This window comes from Rhizobium sp. NZLR1b, assembly GCF_019685155.1.
Classification (GTDB): Bacteria; Pseudomonadota; Alphaproteobacteria; order Rhizobiales; family Rhizobiaceae; genus Rhizobium.
Genome location: NZ_JABDWC010000018.1, coordinates 1 through 14,902 on the forward strand (window position 1 = coordinate 1; position 14,902 = coordinate 14,902).

Below are 14,902 nucleotides of genomic sequence, written 5' to 3' on the forward strand. Positions count from 1 at the left end.
CCGGCAAGCCCAAGATCGTCGCAACCGTCGCAACTATGCGCAAGCTGCTCACCATCCTCAATGCCATCATCAGGGACGGACGACCATGGCAAAACGCTTGACAAATAAGACAGTCGCTCTCCCCGCTGGGGAGAAGAGGGAATGGGCGGACAACGAACCCTATTCGGCCAAGCCGATCGAGGCGAGATAGGCCGCGGAAGCCGGGATCTTCAACTTGTCCTTGATCTCGATGATCAGGCGCGGATTGCTTTCGAGCTTGGCGAGGGCTGCGAAGACGGCGTGCCAGTGGATCGAGCCTTCACCGAGGCTCCAGTGGCGGTCGGCATAGCCGTCGGCATCCTGCAGATGGACATGCTGCAGGCGGTTGCCGGCGGCCTTGACGTAATAATCCACAGGCGGCGCGCCGGTATAACCATGGGCATAATGGGCGTGGCCGGTATCGATCGAGACGGCGACGGCGGGCGAATTGAAGCTTTCGGCCAGCGCCACGCGGATGCTGGGATCCTTGTCCTCGATGTTTTCGATGACCATGGTGCAGCCGATATCCTCGGCGCGTCTGACGGCGTCACGCAGCGTCAGATGCACGCGCTCGACCAGATCCCCTCGGGCACCGTCATTGTTGTCGAGATTGTTGTAAGACCACGAGGTGTAAGGGCTGTGGACGACCATCTGCGTCGCGCCGATGGCGGCGCAGACGTCGAGGCCCTGCAGCAGCCGCCGGGTGACGACAGCGCGGATATCCGGATCTTCCGAGGCGATGGTAAAACCCCAGAACGGGCCGTGAATGCCGAGGCGGCCGGTATGGCCGTCGAGAAGCCTGCGGGCGCGCGCAGCGAGCGGCGCCCAGTCGCCGTTCAGAACCTCGGCATCGACGAAACTCTGCAATTCGAGATCGCGGGACTTTTCGAAGAGCCAGCTTCGGTGAAGCTCGAGCTCAACGAGCGTCATGGCGGCGCCGACGACGGGAAGAGAAGACATGGATGCGCTCCATCGATGACGCCGTGACGGCGTGAAGGGACGGCCGGAACAGCCGCCGCGTTCTATGCGCCCCTTCTGTGTCGGCGGTATTACAGGCGCGGAGCCTTTCGAAACGCCGCAGCCCTGTCATTTCCGCACGGCTGGCACAGCGCTGGCGGACCTTGCGAAATAGATCCGTCGCACCGATATCAGCCTCTCAGCTTCGTGAGGCATGTCCCATGCCCGAGCTATGTGGCGACGGTGCCTTCGGTAACAAGGCTGTTGTCAAAGGCGGTGCAAAGGTCTAACGGCTGCGCCCGCAAGAAAAAGCCCCGGGAGAAAAGCCCGAAAAAAGAAAGGGACATGATGTCCAACTCATTTGTGACAATGCCTGCCGGCGAAGGCGCGAAGCGCTTTTTCGTCCTCGGCGACCGGATCGAGCGACAGGTCCGTATCCGCGGAACCTGGCTCAACATCTTCGACGTCACCGTGCCGCCCGGCAGCCGCACCCCGAAACACGCGCATGCGAGCCCGGAAGTGTTTCGCATCCTCGCGGGACGTTTGACGATCTGGCGGCTCACCGACAACGGCCCCGAAGAGATCGAGGCCGGCGCGGGCGATATCGTCACCATTCCGCCCTTCATGGTGCACGGCTATTCCAACCGCGGGACAGCCCCGGCTGTCTTTTCCGCGATCGTCGATCGCGACATGGCCGAATTCATCGAAGCGGAAGGCACGACCGAGCCGCTGAAAGCCCCCTCGCCTGAGACCATCGCCCGCATGACCGCGGCGGCCAATGCTTACGGGATCACCATTCTGGCGGCTTGATGGCGCGAGCGCGTGATGCCGGGCCGCTTCGAGCGGCTTTCGGCATCATGCGGAAACACGAACAATACTTTTAAAACCTTCAATCAGAACGCGGTACTGCCGCCGTTTTCAAAACTGTCACATCAGTAGGCTATGAGGATTTTTGCCCGGTGCCTCTTGCGCCGGCACCGTTTCACCGCCAAAATTGCGACATGCCTGACAGCGACCCATCCAGTACAAGTTCCGCCCGTTCCAGCCGAGATCTTCCGGCCGAGGAAGCTGGCGACCACTGTAGGCGGCTTCGTGTCCGCCCCGCCCAGGGTACATCCCGCAGAGAGCGGCCTGCTTCCAGATCATTGCGAACGACGCGCCGCCGCATAGCCGGCTCTTGCCGAATCACGGATGTTTTTCGACCGCATTTCCGACCCTTCCACCCGGGTCGGGCTTGCCGCCTCACGGAATTCTGAGGACCGATGGAAGCGACACTGATGTAATACGACGACGGAATGACGATGGGCGACGCGTATGTAGCGCCTCGTCGAACACCTCGCTGCGTCGCCTTGTCGATGCGGCATTGAAACCTCAACGAATAGGGTCCCTGTGTTTCTGGAAATTGGAATTGTGGCGTTTCTCACCATCGTCAATGGTGTGCTCGCCATGTCGGAGTTGGCTGTTGTGTCTTCTCGAACAGCCCGCCTCAAGGTTCTCTCTGACCATGGGAGCAAGGGTGCAGCGCAAGCAATCAAACTTGCCGAAAACCCCGGTCGTTTTCTCTCTACGGTTCAGATTGGCATCACACTGGTCGGTGTTCTCTCGGGCGCCTTCTCAGGGGCCACGCTCGGCAGCCGCTTGACCGGATGGCTGGAGACACAGGGAATGTCATCGACGGTCGCCGACGCGATTGGCGTCGGTTCAGTCGTCGTGGCAATCACCTATCTTTCTTTGATTGTCGGCGAACTTGTTCCAAAGCAGATCGCGTTGCGAGAACCCGAAGCCGTTGCAGCGAAGGTCGCACCGGCTATGGCGGTGCTTTCAAAAATCGCGCTGCCGCTCGTGTGGCTTCTGAACGCCTCCGGAAATCTTGTGCTCAAGCTCTTGGGCCAAGCCGGAAAAGGTGGCGATAACGTCTCTGACGAAGAGATCAAAACTGTTCTGGCCGAGGCGCAGTCGGCCGGCGTTATCGAAAGCGAAGAGTCCGCGATGATATCCGGCGTTATGCGCCTGGCGGACCGCACCGCCCGAGCGCTTATGACGCCGCGACGAGACGTCGAAATTATCGATATCGACGACAGCCTTGATGAAATTCGAACTCAGTTGCACCGGACGAAACGGTCTCGGCTGCCGGTTCGGAAAGGCAGTTCGGACGAGGTGATCGGCATCCTTCCGGTCAAGGACTTTTACGACTCGATGTCGGAACACGGCACTGCCGATATCAAGGCTCTGACGCAAGACGTCCCGGTGGTTTCAGACCTTTCAACGGCGATCAATGTGATTGAAGCCATCAGGAAATCGCCAGTCCACATGGTGCTGGTTTTTGACGAGTACGGCCATTTCGAGGGGATTGTCTCGTCGGGTGACATTTTGGAAGCGATCATGGGGGCGCTCCAGGAGGGACCTATCGACGAGCAGGCCATCGCTCGTCGAGACGACGGTTCGTACCTGGTGTCCGGCTGGACGCCGATCGACGAATTCGCCGAGTTCTTGAATCTCAAGCTCGATGACGATCTCGAATATCAGACCGTGGCTGGCCTGGTGTTGGAAGAGTTGAAACATCTGCCGGAGCTGGGTGAGAGCTTCACGAGAGGCGGATGGCGCTTCGAAGTCGTCGATCTCGACGGAAGGCGCGTGGACAAAATACTTGTGTCTGCGGAGTGAAGGTCGGCGGGCGCTTGCATCGCCTATAAGATCGTCAAGCTCGACGGCCACAACATCAGGAGGTACCGCCCATGGCATGGTCCGCCCATCAATATGTGAAATTCGAGGATGAGCGCACACGACCGGCGCGCGATCTTCTGGCGCAGGTGCCTTTGCAAAGCCTTCGCCGCGCTGTCGACCTCGGTTGCGGGCCGGGCAATTCGACAGAACTGATCATCGAGCGCTATGGGGCCGACGGCGTCTCCGGTCTCGATAGCGACATGAACATGCTGGAGGCGGCCCGCAAGCGGCTTCCAGGCACGGCCTTCGTCGAAGCCGATCTCGGCAGCTGGCAGCCGACGGAGCCGGCCGACCTGCTGTTTGCCAATGCGGTCTTCCAATGGCTACCCGATCATCTCGATATTTTCGACCGGCTGATGGACGGGCTTTCCGCAGGCGGCGTGCTGGCGGTGCAGATGCCCGACAATCTTGGCGAACCCTCGCATCTGATGATGGAGGAGACGGCGCATGCGGGGGCCTGGAAGGCCGCCTTCGAGGAAAAGAGCGTGCGCCGCCAGGCGTTGGCCCCGCCTTCGGCCTATTATTCCAGGCTGATCGCCAAAGCCGCGCGCGTCGATATCTGGCACACCATCTACAATCATCCGATGGCGGATGGCGCGGCGATCGTCGAATGGGTGAAGGGCACCGGGCTGATGCCCTATCTCACCCATGCCGGCGAAAAGCATCGCCAGGCCTTCCTGACGGATTATCTCGCGCGGGTGGAAAAGGCCTATCCGAAGATGTCGGATGGGCGGGTGCTGCTGCGGTTTCCGCGGATTTTCATGGTGGCGGTGAAGGGATAACCGGAGGCTAATCACTGCTCTCCGGTTCTGACCGCAGCCCAGACCCCTCCCCACAAGGGGGAAGGGCTGAAATGCCGCACCGCTTCACATAACCTCCATCGCAGCAATCCGCAGAACGGTAACAGCCAGCAAGACTTCTCGTTTTGGTCACCGCCAGGGACCACAGCTTAGTCCCTCCCTCTTGTGGGGTCTTCATGGGTCTTCATGCAGCCGAATGAGGAGCCTCGGCACCCAGGCCGCCTCAGATAATGTCAAATGCCTGTTATCCCCGCCCGCATATGTTGCGGCGAAACCGATGCGGATTATAGTCGGCCGGAAAATCTCAGGAGATGACACACATGAACGCTGCCCCTACCCCGCCGGTCACCCTCGTCATCTTCGGCGCCACGGGAGACCTGACGCGCCGCCTGCTGGTGCCGGCGATCATCAACCTGACGCGTGAGCGCCTCGTCGGCGACGATCTTCATATTCTCGGCGTCGGCATCGAACCGGGCGACGACGCGTTTCTGCGCGGGCGGCTCGACGAATTTCTCAATCATCTCAGTGGCGAACAGCCGACGGTGAAAGACGAGGCCTGGCAAAGCCTGCGCCGGCGCATTTCCTATATGGCGGGCGATTTCACCAAGGTCGAAATTTTCACCGAGATCGGCAAGCGGCTGGGGCCGGATGCCAATGCCGCCTTCTATCTGGCGGTGCCGCCATCCTTTTTCGGCTCGATCGTCGAAAAGCTCGCCGCCCATGGCCTGACCGATGAAAAGGACGGCACCTTCCGTCGCGTCGCCATCGAAAAGCCATTCGGTACCGATCTCGCCTCCGCCAAGGCGCTCAATGCGCAAATCCTCGCCCAGATCGCGGAAAGCCAAGTCTACCGGCTCGACCATTTCCTCGGCAAGGAGACGGTGCAGAACCTGATGACGGCGCGTTTTGCCAATATGATGATCGAGTCTTTGTGGAACAGCCGCTACATCGACCATGTGCAGATCACTGCCGCCGAGATCGTCGATGTCGGCAGCCGCGGCAAATTCTACGATGCGACCGGCGCGCTGCGCGACATGGTGCCGAACCATCTGTTCCAGCTCCTGGCGATGATCGCCATGGAACCGCCGAACAGCTTCGATGCCGAAGCGATCCGCAACGAGAAGAGCAAGGTGTTGAAGGCGCTGCGCATCTATACGCCCGAGGAGGCAAAGACACATGGCGTTCGCGGCGCCTATGCCGCCGGCCCGCTCAACGGTGCTGCGCTTCCGGCCTATCGCGATAGCAAGGACGTTTCGCCCGACAGCCGGACCGAGACCTATGTGGCGCTGAAGCTCTATGCCGATACCTGGCGCTGGGCGGGTGTGCCCTTCTACCTCAGGACCGGCAAGGCGCTGACGGCGCGCGACACCGAGATCGTCATCACCTTCCAGCCGGTGCCCTTCGCGCAGTTTCGCGAGACCGACGTCCAGAGCCGCCTGCCGCGGAACCGGCTGGTGATCCAGGTGCAGCCGGACGAGGGCATGAGCATGGAAATCTCGATCAAGTCGCCGGGGCTTTCGGTCGATACGACGCCGGTCTCTCTCGACTTCCGCTATGCCGACAAGTTCGATATCGGCAAGACCACCGGCTATGAATCGCTGCTCTACGATCTCTTCATCGGCGACCAGACGCTGTTTCAGCGCGCCGACGGCATCGAGGCCGGCTGGGCGGCGGTGCAGCCCTTCCTCGACATCTGGGAGACGGATGAGAGCGTGCCCGAGGCCTACGCGCCGGGCAGCATGGGACCGGCCTGCGCCGACCAGCTTATCCAGCGTGACGGGCGGCGGTGGCATGAACTCGGTGTCATCCTGAACCATGACAAGAAGGACGGTAAATAGCGCCCTTCCCCAACGCTAAAGCGCGTCGCAGTTAACGTGATTCATGCGACGCGCTTTAGCTCTTTGTTTTACGCAATTCCGAACGCAAAACCGCTTCACACTTTTGCTGGAATTTCTCTATTCGTTGTCACGGCAGGCGGCGCTGGTGGAAGCGCCGCTGTTGCCGCCTTCGGTCGCAAGCGCTCCACGGGTCTTGCGCGGCGGGCAGCGCGCCCAGTCGACGCGACCGCTCGACGTTCCATTGTCGTTAATGCTGCCGGTTTCCATCGAGTCGAGCGGGATGATCAGTCCGCTTTGTGTTTCGACGCCCGGCGCGGTGCCGAGCGGCGGCGTGCCGTCGATCCGGCCGCTGGCGTCCATGCCCATGTTCGACTGGGCAAGACCCGGGGCGGAGAGGCTGAGGAGAGCGATCGTCGTTGCTGCAATAAACCTGCGCATGATGCTATTCCTTCTGATTTCAGCGATGCTGATAGAACAGCGAATACGACCTCGTTGTTCCTTCGTTACCGTCACTGACGATCAAAGTTTGGCGCGCTGTATGGGAGCCTTGCACCGGCGGTGTTTCCAGCTCAATCGCGCCAGCGTGACAGCAGTCTGTCGAGGCCTGTCGGATAGAGATCGATGCCTGCGTCACGCAGTGTATCGCGGCCGAACCAGCGCGCCGTCGCCGCCGTCTCGTCAAGTTCGGAATAGCGGATTTCGTCGCGCTCATAGAGCGATGCATCCGCCAGTTCGATTTCGGCGGCGAAGATGAATTCGTGACCGGTCTCGCCATGATGCTCGTAGATGTTTTCAAGCAGGAGCCAGGGACCGACGATGCGGATCGCCGTCTCAAGTTCCTCGCTAAATTCGCGGTGCAGCGCTTCTTCGCGGCTTTCGCCGAATTCGATCGCGCCGCCGAGCGGGCGAACACCCTTGATGCGGCCGCTATCTTCCTCGACCTCCGCGGCGAGCAACCGGTCTTCCCGCCAGGCGAGGCCGATCACCTTCACCCTGATCTGCTGCGACGGGCGCCAGACGGTCATCCGGCTCTCCTTCCATTCGAGAGGCAACGTTGCTGTTCACCCCGGTTTTTCCGGCACGAGAGCAATGAGCCCCGCAACGAAGCGAGGCTCCTGCCGATCTCTCGTCTCAGACGAACTGGCTGAGGCCCGGGACGGAGGCAACGACTTCGTCGACCACCTCTTCGCCGGCATATTGCTTGGCGATGGCGATGGTTTCCTTGGCGAGCGAGGTGATCTCGCCCATGCCGAGGCCTTCGCCCATCAGCTGCTGGCCGAGACCCATGATGCCGCCGCCGCCGAGCGAGCTCATCAGCCCGCCGAGCAGACCGCCACCGCCAGCACTTGCGCCATTGTACTGGGCGACGAGATCGGCGCCGCCGGGGATTGCTTCGATCATCCGGGCGACAGGGCCATCAGCGGCCTCGCGTTGCAGGAAGCCGAGCATCATGCCGAGCGCCTTTTCGGCCAGATCAGGCGCAATGCCCACACGATCGGCGATCTGGGTCACAATTTCATTCATCGTCAGCCTCCTGTTATTTTGACGTTAACGTCAACGTTATTCGAGATTCGAGCGCAACTCAAGCCGGGCGCGCACGGCGGCACATTGTCCAGTTTTGCTTTCGATGCAAACAGTTGTCCGCATCCGCCAGCCTGCTTATAACAGGGAAACGATGGTTCGATGAAGGCGGCAGGAGCCAGCCTTCTCAACAAAGACCGGCATAGCCGAAGGGAGCATTTGCGGATGATCGAGGATGGCAAGATTTTCATCGGCGCGAGCCGCAATCCCGACGACAGCATCAACAAGCCGGAATATCTCGACTTGAAGTTCGGCAACCGCCACGGCCTCGTCACCGGCGCCACCGGTACCGGCAAGACGGTGACGCTGCAGGTGCTGGCCGAGGGCTTCTCGCGGGCCGGCGTGCCGGTCTTCGCCGCCGATATCAAGGGCGACCTTTCCGGCATTGCCGCCAAGGGCGAGCCCAAGGATTTCCTCACCAAGCGGGCCGAGCAGATCGGCTTCACCGACTATGAATTCGATCAGTTTCCGGTGATTTTCTGGGATCTGTTCGGTGAGAAGGGCCACCGGGTGCGCACCACGATCGCCGAGATGGGGCCACTGCTGCTCGCCCGGCTGATGGATGCTTCCGAACCGCAGGAAGGCGTCATCAACATCGCCTTCAAGATCGCCGACCAGGGCGGGTTGCCGCTGCTCGACCTCAAGGATTTCACCTCGCTGCTGAATTATATGGGCGAGAATGCCACCGAGCTTTCCAATCAGTACGGGCTGATCTCCAAGGCCTCGGTCGGCTCGATCCAGCGGGCGCTGCTCGTTCTCGAACAGCAGGGCGCCGAGCATTTTTTCGGCGAACCGGCGCTGAAGATCTCCGACATCATGCGCACCAGCAATAACGGCTACGGCCAGATCTCCGTGCTGGCCGCCGACAAGCTGATGATGAACCCGCGACTCTACGCCACCTTCCTGCTCTGGCTGCTATCGGAATTGTTCGAGGAACTGCCCGAAGTCGGCGACCCGGACAAGCCGAAGCTGGTCTTCTTTTTCGACGAGGCGCATCTGCTCTTCAACGACGCGCCGAAGGTGCTGACCGAACGGGTCGAGCAGGTGGTGCGGCTGATCCGCTCCAAGGGCGTCGGCGTTTACTTCGTGACGCAGAACCCGCTCGACGTGCCGGAAACGGTGCTCGCCCAGCTCGGCAACCGCGCCCAGCATGCGTTGCGCGCCTATTCGCCGCGCGAGCAGAAGGCGGTGAGAACGGCGGCCGATACCTTCCGCCCCAACCCGGCCTTCGATTGCGCCACCGTCATCACCAATCTCGGCACCGGCGAGGCGCTGGTCTCGACGCTGGAGGCCAAGGGCGCCCCCTCGATCGTCGAGCGCACGCTGATCCGCCCGCCATCCGGCCGCGTCGGGCCGGTAACGGATGCCGAGCGCCAGCAGATCATGGACCGGAGCCCGGTCCTTGGCGTCTATGACGAGGACATCGATCGCGAATCCGCCTTCGAGCTACTGGCCGCGCGCGCCAGGAAAGCGGCCGATGCCGATGCCGCCAAGCGGGCGCAAGACGACGCCGCCCATGAGCAGCCGGGCACCACCACCTCCGGCTGGACCTTGCCGGGCTTCGGCGGCAGCAATGACGACGACAAGGACCGCGGCCAATCGCGCGGCCGAGCCTCCGGTTACCAACGCGAAACGGTGGTGGAAGCGGCAATGAAGAGCGTGGCCCGCACGGTGGCGACGCAAGTCGGCCGGGCGCTGGTGCGCGGGATATTGGGGAGCCTGAAGCGGTAGGGTTTTCGCGGGCGACATGGCCCTCATCCACCTGCCGGCACCGACCGGGGTCGAGCCACGGGTCTCGACCCGTCCTTCGGACGCCCGCCAGCAGGGAGGCAAGATCGTTCCCGCCTTGATTCGGAAGCGTTTATTCCCTAGATTACCTGCCATCGACCATTTCAACAGGATGTGTGCCGCAATGGATTTCAACCCGATCGCAACGCCAGTTCGCCTTGCCAACGGAGAAATCCATATCCATGCCTGCATCAATCACCCTCTCCCAAGTCTCATGGTCCGCGCCTGACGGGCGGCCGCTTTTTTCCGATCTCGATCTAAGTTTCGGGGCGGAGCGCATCGGTCTCGTCGGGCGCAACGGCGTCGGCAAGACGACGCTGCTAAAGCTCGTCTCCGGTGAGATCAAGCCGCATTCGGGAACCGTATCGGTCGGCGGCAGCCTCGGCATCCTGCGCCAAAGCGTGCAGGTGGCGGCCGATGAATCCATAGCCGATCTCTTCGGCGTGACGGATGCGCTTGGCGTTCTCCAGCGCGCCGAAGCCGGTGAGGCAACGGCCGACGAGCTTGTATCGGCGGACTGGATGCTCCCAGCGCGCATTGCCGCAGCACTCAATCGCACCGGGCTCGACGCGCCACCGCAGACGTTGCTTGCCGCGCTTTCCGGCGGGCAGCGCACGCGGGCCGGGCTTGCCGCGCTTGTTTTCACCGAACCGGATTTTCTGCTGCTCGACGAGCCGACAAACAATCTCGATCGCGATGGCCGCGAGGCGGTGATCGCGCTGATTTCGAGCTTGCGGGCCGGCGCGATCATCGTCAGCCATGACCGGGAACTGCTTGAAAGCGTCGATGCGATCGTCGAACTGACATCGCTTAGTGCCACGCGCTACGGCGGCAATTGGAGCCATTATCGCCAGCGCAAAGCGCTGGAGCTTGCGGCGGCGGAGCACGATCTCGCCGATGCCGAGAAACGCATGGCCGAGGTCGCGAGGAAGGCGCAGGCGACGGTGGAACGTCAGGCGCATCGGGACAGCACGGGGCGGAAAATGGCCGCCAAGGGCGGCATCCCGCGCATTATGCTCGGCGGCATGAAGGAGCGCAGCGAAACGACGGGTGGCGACAATGTCCGCCTTGCCGAGCGCCGGCGCGCCCAAGCGCTGGACGAGGGAAAGGCTGCGCGCGAGAAAATCGAGATCCTGCAGCCCCTGTCGGTGACCCTGCCGCCGACCGGACTGGCGGCCGGCAAGATGGTGCTGAGGGTGGATCGTGTGACATCCGGCTATCGGCCGGGCGACCCCGTCATCCGCGATCTCTCCTTCGATGTGACGGGGCCTGAACGGATCGCCGTCACCGGCCGCAACGGCTCGGGCAAGACGACGCTGCTTTCGCTTATCACCGGCGAACTCAAGCCCTGGGCCGGCACGGTCACCGTGCTGACCGACTTTGCGATGCTCGATCAGAAGGTCAGCCTTCTCGATCCCTCAGCCTCGATCCGCGATAATTTCCGCCGGATCAATCCGCATTCCGATGAAAACACCTGCCGGGCCGCCCTTGCCCGCTTCATGTTCCGGGCCGATGCGGCGCTGCAGGCCGTTTCGACGCTCAGCGGCGGGCAATTGCTGCGCGCCGGCCTTGCCTGCGTTCTCGGTTCAGCACCGCCGCCGCTGCTGATCCTCGACGAGCCGACCAACCATCTCGACACCGACTCGATATCAGCGGTCGAAGCCGGACTGCGCGCCTATGACGGCGCCCTGCTGGTCGTCAGCCATGACGAAACGTTTCTCGAGAGCATCGGGGTAGAACGGCGGCTGGAGCTGGCGGGCGGTGATCTGGTGGGGTAGTCGCAGAGAGACAGCCACGCAGGCCGAAGGCCGAAGCCTCGAAGGACGCGCTCGCCGCTGCTCCTTGTGTCCACAACCGCCAGTGCACCCGCCTCGTCCTTCGAGGCCCCTGCGGGGCACCTCAGGATGAGGCTCGCGTTGGCGTCGATCACCGACGCCGCCAGCGCCACCGGAAATCCCGGCTGCTGCGGTTCTCTTGCCTCTTTCTGCGGGCGATGTTATTTCAATCCTGCAACCGTTCGAGAAAGGAGGATCACGTAATGCAATATTATTTTCGGTTTAATCGCCAGCGTGGTCCCGTCAACGCCCTGCAAATGCGTTTGCAGGGCTGACCAGAGACCGTTTCTCGACATCTCCTCGTGGTCTGCCCTTCGTGGCCAATGCGGCGCCGTATCCTAAGGTTCGAGCGCGCATTCCTGTAATTTCCCGGGCCAATTTCCCGCAATCCCGTGATGGTTGAACGCCCCGGGTCGCGCGCGATACCCGATCAGGACCAGAGAACGATCATGACACTCATCGCTATCCGCAATCTCGGCGTGACGCTGGGCAATTTGTTGTTTTCCAAACTCAATCTCGTCGTCAATTCCGGCGACCGCATCGGCCTTGTCGCCGCCAATGGGCGGGGAAAATCGACGCTGCTTGCCTGTATCACCGGCGCGCTCGAACCAAGCGAGGGCGAGATCACCAAAGCGCGAGGGCTGACTATCGGCCATGTCGCGCAGAATGTGCCGCCCGCAATGTTCGATACGCCGTTTTACGATGCGGTGCTGCAGGCGCTGCCTGCCGATCAGGCCGAAAGCGAAAGCTGGCGCGTCGACGTGGTGCTGGAATCGCTCGAGGTGCCGGAGGTCATGCGCCGGCGGCCGCTGAAGCAGTTGAGCGGCGGCTGGCAGCGGCTTGCCATGCTTGCCCACAGCTGGGTCAGCGAACCCGACGTGCTGCTGCTCGACGAGCCGACCAACCATCTCGACCTCGAAAAGATCGCGCAGCTGGAGGGCTGGCTGAATGCGCTCCCCCGCGACGTGCCGGTTATCCTCTCCAGCCACGATCGCGCCTTCCTCGATGCGACGACCAACCGGACGCTATTCCTGCGGCCGGAGCAATCGCCGGTCTTCGCCCTGCCCTATACCCGGGCCCGCGCCGCCCTCGACGAGGCCGACGCATCCGAAGCCCGGCGTTATGAGCGTGACATCAAGGTGGCGGAGCAATTGCGCAGGCAGGCGGCCAAGCTCAACAATATCGGCATCAACTCCGGCAGCGACCTGCTCGTCGTCAAGACCAAGCAGTTGAAACAGCGGGCGGAGAAGCTGGAGGATGCAGCAAAACCGGCGCATCTCGAGCGCTCGGCCGGCGCCATCCGGCTTACCAACCGCGGCACGCATGCCAAGGTGCTGGTGACGCTGGAGGATGCGGCGGTGACGACGCCGGATGGAACGCTGCTGTTCAAGACCGGCCGGCAATTCATCTGCCAGGGCGACCGGATCGTGCTGCTCGGCCTGAACGGCGCCGGCAAGTCGCGGCTGGTCTTGATGCTGAAGCAGGCGATCGAAAGACCGGAGACCGCGCGCGATAGCATCAAGGCGACGCCGTCGCTGGTTCTCGGCTATGGCGACCAGGCGCTTGCCGATCTTGCCGACACCGACACGCCGATCGGCACGATTATCCGCCGCTTCGATGTCGGCGATCAGCGGGCACGCGCGCTGCTTGCCGGTGCCGGCATGACGATCGACATGCAGGCAAAACCGATCGGCCAGCTTTCCGGCGGCCAGAAGGCGCGGCTCGGCATGCTGGTGCTGAGGCTGACCGAACCGAACTTCACCCTGCTCGACGAGCCGACCAACCACCTCGACATCGAGGGACAGGAAGCACTGGAGAGCGAGCTGATGGCGCACGAAGCCAGCTGCCTGCTGGTATCGCACGACCGCAGTTTCGTGCGGGCGGTAGGCAACCGGTTCTGGCTGATCGAGAGGAAGCGGCTGGTGGAGGTGGGGAGCCCGGAAGGTTTTTTTGCATCGGTGGCGAGTGGGGTTTGAGGGTGTGCCGTGCAGCCCCCTCAGCCGCCCGTGAGGGCGGATGAGGGGGCCGGTGGCACGACGCCAAAAGCAGCCCAAAACTACCGCTTCGGTGCGACCAGGCAGAAGAAGGCGCCTTGTGGGTCCATGGCCTGGATGATCCAGCTGCCGCCGGGGACTTCCATCGGGCCGTGGACGACCTTGCCGCCGCCTGAGGTGACGCGTTCAATCGCGGCATCGAGGGTCGGCACGATGAAATAATAGCTCCAGAACGGCATCGGGATGTTTTCCGGCTTGGTCATCATGCCGCCGATCTGCTTGCCGTTGTGGGCGAAGAGGTAGTAGACGCCCATTGGACCCATGTCCATTTCGCTGTCCTTCGTCCAGCCGAACAGCTTGGAATAGAAGGAGACAGCGTCTTTGCCGTTGCCGGCATAGAGTTCATGCCAGCCGATATTGCCGGGCGCATCGGGGGCTAGTTCCGGCCAGGTTTTGTCCATCGGCGCCGGCGTCATGATGCAGAGCACTGCCCCATGCGGATCGGCGACGACGGCGAAACGGCCGACACTCGGGATATCGTCCGGCGGACGGCGGACCGAACCGCCATTGGCGGCGAAATCCTTGGCCGACTGGTCAACGTCGTCGACATCGACATAACCCGTCCAGTTCGGCGGGATGCCCTTGCCCTCGAGTTCGGCCGGAAATTCCATCAGGCCGGCGACGCCGATGCCATTCGCCTCGAAGATCGTATAGGGCGGCATGCCCTCCACTTGCATTTCGGAAGTGCTCCAGCCGACGACCGAACTGTAGAATTTCGCGGCAGCCGATGTGTCGGGGGTCATCAACTCGCACCAGATGAACTTTCCATGCGTCTCAGACATCATACTCTCCCTTTAGGCTTGAGCGCCGTGATTGTCAGGTCTTGCGGGTGTAATGCGCTTCCATGAACTGTTTCCAGGCACCATCCGGCTGCCTGACGCTGGAGATGAAGGTGCGGTGATCGGCGTCGACGAAGGCAATCTGCTCGCGGTAATCGGCAAGCCCTTCGCTGTTGAAGTCGGGCCCTGTGGTATAGAGATCCAGCACGTTGCCCGAGGCGTCGAGTTCACCCTCGTAGACCCACATATAGTCCATCATGCTGCCGATCCAGCTGCCGACATATTTGCCTTTGGCGGCGTTATAGCCGAGCGTCAGGATGCTGGTGCCTTGCTTGCCATCCGGCATGCGGCCGGTGCCTTCGGCAACCCACCAGATGCCATGCAGCGAGCGGACGGCTTCGGTCCAGGGCTCGTCGCCGGACATTTCCGGTGCGGTGACGGTCCATTCGCCGATCAGCCTTTCCAGGAAGGAATGTTCCTTCAGCACTTCAGCGGTCTTCAACATCCTTCTCTCCCTTGCATGATGTT

At 62.1% G+C, this 14,902-nt stretch carries 13 protein-coding genes and 1 pseudogene; 8 read left to right on the forward strand and 6 right to left on the reverse strand.

The genetic code is table 11. From position 1 onward, the window contains the following. A pseudogene (locus tag HJB84_RS22780) lies at positions 1 to 101 on the forward strand (IS110 family transposase); the annotation flags it as partial. Between the two features lie 58 nt (positions 102 to 159). On the opposite strand, the gene HJB84_RS22785 reads toward HJB84_RS22780, so the two are convergent. Beyond that, positions 160 to 978: a sugar phosphate isomerase/epimerase gene (locus tag HJB84_RS22785; protein WP_221116992.1), complete on the reverse strand. Its 819-nt coding sequence runs from the start codon at positions 976 to 978 to the stop codon at positions 160 to 162. A 342-nt stretch (positions 979 to 1,320) separates the two neighbouring features. On the opposite strand from HJB84_RS22785, the gene HJB84_RS22790 reads away from it, so the two are divergent. From HJB84_RS22790 to zwf, 4 genes are all read left to right on the forward strand, one after another. Continuing rightward, entirely contained in the window at positions 1,321 to 1,785 is a 465-nt protein-coding gene (locus tag HJB84_RS22790; protein ID WP_221116993.1) for a cupin domain-containing protein, read from the forward strand. 579 nt (positions 1,786 to 2,364) lie between these two features. Further along, the gene (locus HJB84_RS22795; protein ID WP_207583460.1) at positions 2,365 to 3,639 is read left to right on the forward strand and encodes a hemolysin family protein; all 1,275 of its coding nucleotides are present in this window, start codon (positions 2,365 to 2,367) and stop codon (positions 3,637 to 3,639) included. 71 nt (positions 3,640 to 3,710) lie between these two features. Continuing rightward, the gene (tam, locus tag HJB84_RS22800) at positions 3,711 to 4,481 is read left to right on the forward strand and encodes a trans-aconitate 2-methyltransferase (RefSeq protein ID WP_207583458.1); all 771 of its coding nucleotides are present in this window, start codon (positions 3,711 to 3,713) and stop codon (positions 4,479 to 4,481) included. A gap of 338 nt (positions 4,482 to 4,819) precedes the next feature. Continuing rightward, complete coding sequence (gene zwf / locus HJB84_RS22805) at positions 4,820 to 6,337, forward strand: glucose-6-phosphate dehydrogenase (protein ID WP_207583457.1); 1,518 nt, start codon at positions 4,820 to 4,822, stop codon at positions 6,335 to 6,337. A 117-nt stretch (positions 6,338 to 6,454) separates the two neighbouring features. On the opposite strand, the gene HJB84_RS22810 is transcribed toward zwf, so the two are convergent. The 3 genes from HJB84_RS22810 to HJB84_RS22820 form a co-directional block, all read right to left on the reverse strand. Next, positions 6,455 to 6,775, reverse strand: a complete 321-nt coding sequence (locus tag HJB84_RS22810; protein ID WP_221116994.1) for a hypothetical protein — start codon at positions 6,773 to 6,775, stop codon at positions 6,455 to 6,457. Between the two features lie 131 nt (positions 6,776 to 6,906). Next, positions 6,907 to 7,362 carry an NUDIX hydrolase gene (locus HJB84_RS22815; protein WP_207583455.1) on the reverse strand — a complete coding sequence of 152 codons (456 nt, stop codon included), beginning with the start codon at positions 7,360 to 7,362 and terminating at the stop codon, positions 6,907 to 6,909. A gap of 106 nt (positions 7,363 to 7,468) precedes the next feature. After that, complete coding sequence (locus HJB84_RS22820) at positions 7,469 to 7,861, reverse strand: hypothetical protein (RefSeq protein ID WP_207583454.1); 393 nt, start codon at positions 7,859 to 7,861, stop codon at positions 7,469 to 7,471. A gap of 222 nt (positions 7,862 to 8,083) precedes the next feature. Here HJB84_RS22820 and HJB84_RS22825 point away from each other — a divergent pair, with 222 nt between their 5' ends. The 3 genes from HJB84_RS22825 to HJB84_RS22835 all read left to right on the forward strand — a co-directional run bounded on the left by HJB84_RS22825 (position 8,084) and on the right by HJB84_RS22835 (position 13,517). Beyond that, positions 8,084 to 9,649: a helicase HerA-like C-terminal domain-containing protein gene (locus HJB84_RS22825; RefSeq protein ID WP_207583453.1), complete on the forward strand. Its 1,566-nt coding sequence runs from the start codon at positions 8,084 to 8,086 to the stop codon at positions 9,647 to 9,649. Between the two features lie 239 nt (positions 9,650 to 9,888). Then, complete coding sequence (locus tag HJB84_RS22830; protein WP_221116995.1) at positions 9,889 to 11,484, forward strand: ABC-F family ATP-binding cassette domain-containing protein; 1,596 nt, start codon at positions 9,889 to 9,891, stop codon at positions 11,482 to 11,484. A gap of 506 nt (positions 11,485 to 11,990) precedes the next feature. Then, positions 11,991 to 13,517 (forward strand): ABC-F family ATP-binding cassette domain-containing protein, encoded by a 1,527-nt coding sequence (locus HJB84_RS22835; protein WP_221116996.1) that lies wholly within the window; start codon positions 11,991 to 11,993, stop codon positions 13,515 to 13,517. Positions 13,518 to 13,597: 80 nt separating this feature from the next. Here HJB84_RS22835 and HJB84_RS22840 read toward each other — a convergent pair whose 3' ends face one another. Beyond that, positions 13,598 to 14,377, reverse strand: coding sequence for a VOC family protein (locus HJB84_RS22840; RefSeq protein ID WP_221116997.1), 780 nt, complete (start codon positions 14,375 to 14,377; stop codon positions 13,598 to 13,600). Positions 14,378 to 14,411: 34 nt separating this feature from the next. Then, positions 14,412 to 14,879 (reverse strand): DUF1579 domain-containing protein, encoded by a 468-nt coding sequence (locus HJB84_RS22845; RefSeq protein ID WP_207583448.1) that lies wholly within the window; start codon positions 14,877 to 14,879, stop codon positions 14,412 to 14,414. Positions 14,880 to 14,902: the final 23 nt, after the last annotated feature.

Excerpts from the sequence above, each read along its gene's own strand:
- HJB84_RS22790 (WP_221116993.1), top strand. The coding sequence starts at position 1,321 with ATGATGTCCAACTCATTTGTGACAATGCCTGCCGGCGAAGGCGCGAAG.
- HJB84_RS22840 (WP_221116997.1), bottom strand. The coding sequence starts at position 14,377 with ATGTCTGAGACGCATGGAAAGTTCATCTGGTGCGAGTTGATGACCCCC.
- HJB84_RS22810 (WP_221116994.1), bottom strand. The coding sequence starts at position 6,775 with ATGCGCAGGTTTATTGCAGCAACGACGATCGCTCTCCTCAGCCTCTCC.
- HJB84_RS22815 (WP_207583455.1), bottom strand. The coding sequence starts at position 7,362 with ATGACCGTCTGGCGCCCGTCGCAGCAGATCAGGGTGAAGGTGATCGGC.
- HJB84_RS22785 (WP_221116992.1), bottom strand. The coding sequence starts at position 978 with ATGTCTTCTCTTCCCGTCGTCGGCGCCGCCATGACGCTCGTTGAGCTC.
- HJB84_RS22820 (WP_207583454.1), bottom strand. The coding sequence starts at position 7,861 with ATGAATGAAATTGTGACCCAGATCGCCGATCGTGTGGGCATTGCGCCT.
- HJB84_RS22845 (WP_207583448.1), bottom strand. The coding sequence starts at position 14,879 with ATGTTGAAGACCGCTGAAGTGCTGAAGGAACATTCCTTCCTGGAAAGG.
- tam (WP_207583458.1), top strand. The coding sequence starts at position 3,711 with ATGGCATGGTCCGCCCATCAATATGTGAAATTCGAGGATGAGCGCACA.
- HJB84_RS22830 (WP_221116995.1), top strand. The coding sequence starts at position 9,889 with ATGCCTGCATCAATCACCCTCTCCCAAGTCTCATGGTCCGCGCCTGAC.
- HJB84_RS22835 (WP_221116996.1), top strand. The coding sequence starts at position 11,991 with ATGACACTCATCGCTATCCGCAATCTCGGCGTGACGCTGGGCAATTTG.
- zwf (WP_207583457.1), top strand. The coding sequence starts at position 4,820 with ATGAACGCTGCCCCTACCCCGCCGGTCACCCTCGTCATCTTCGGCGCC.
- HJB84_RS22825 (WP_207583453.1), top strand. The coding sequence starts at position 8,084 with ATGATCGAGGATGGCAAGATTTTCATCGGCGCGAGCCGCAATCCCGAC.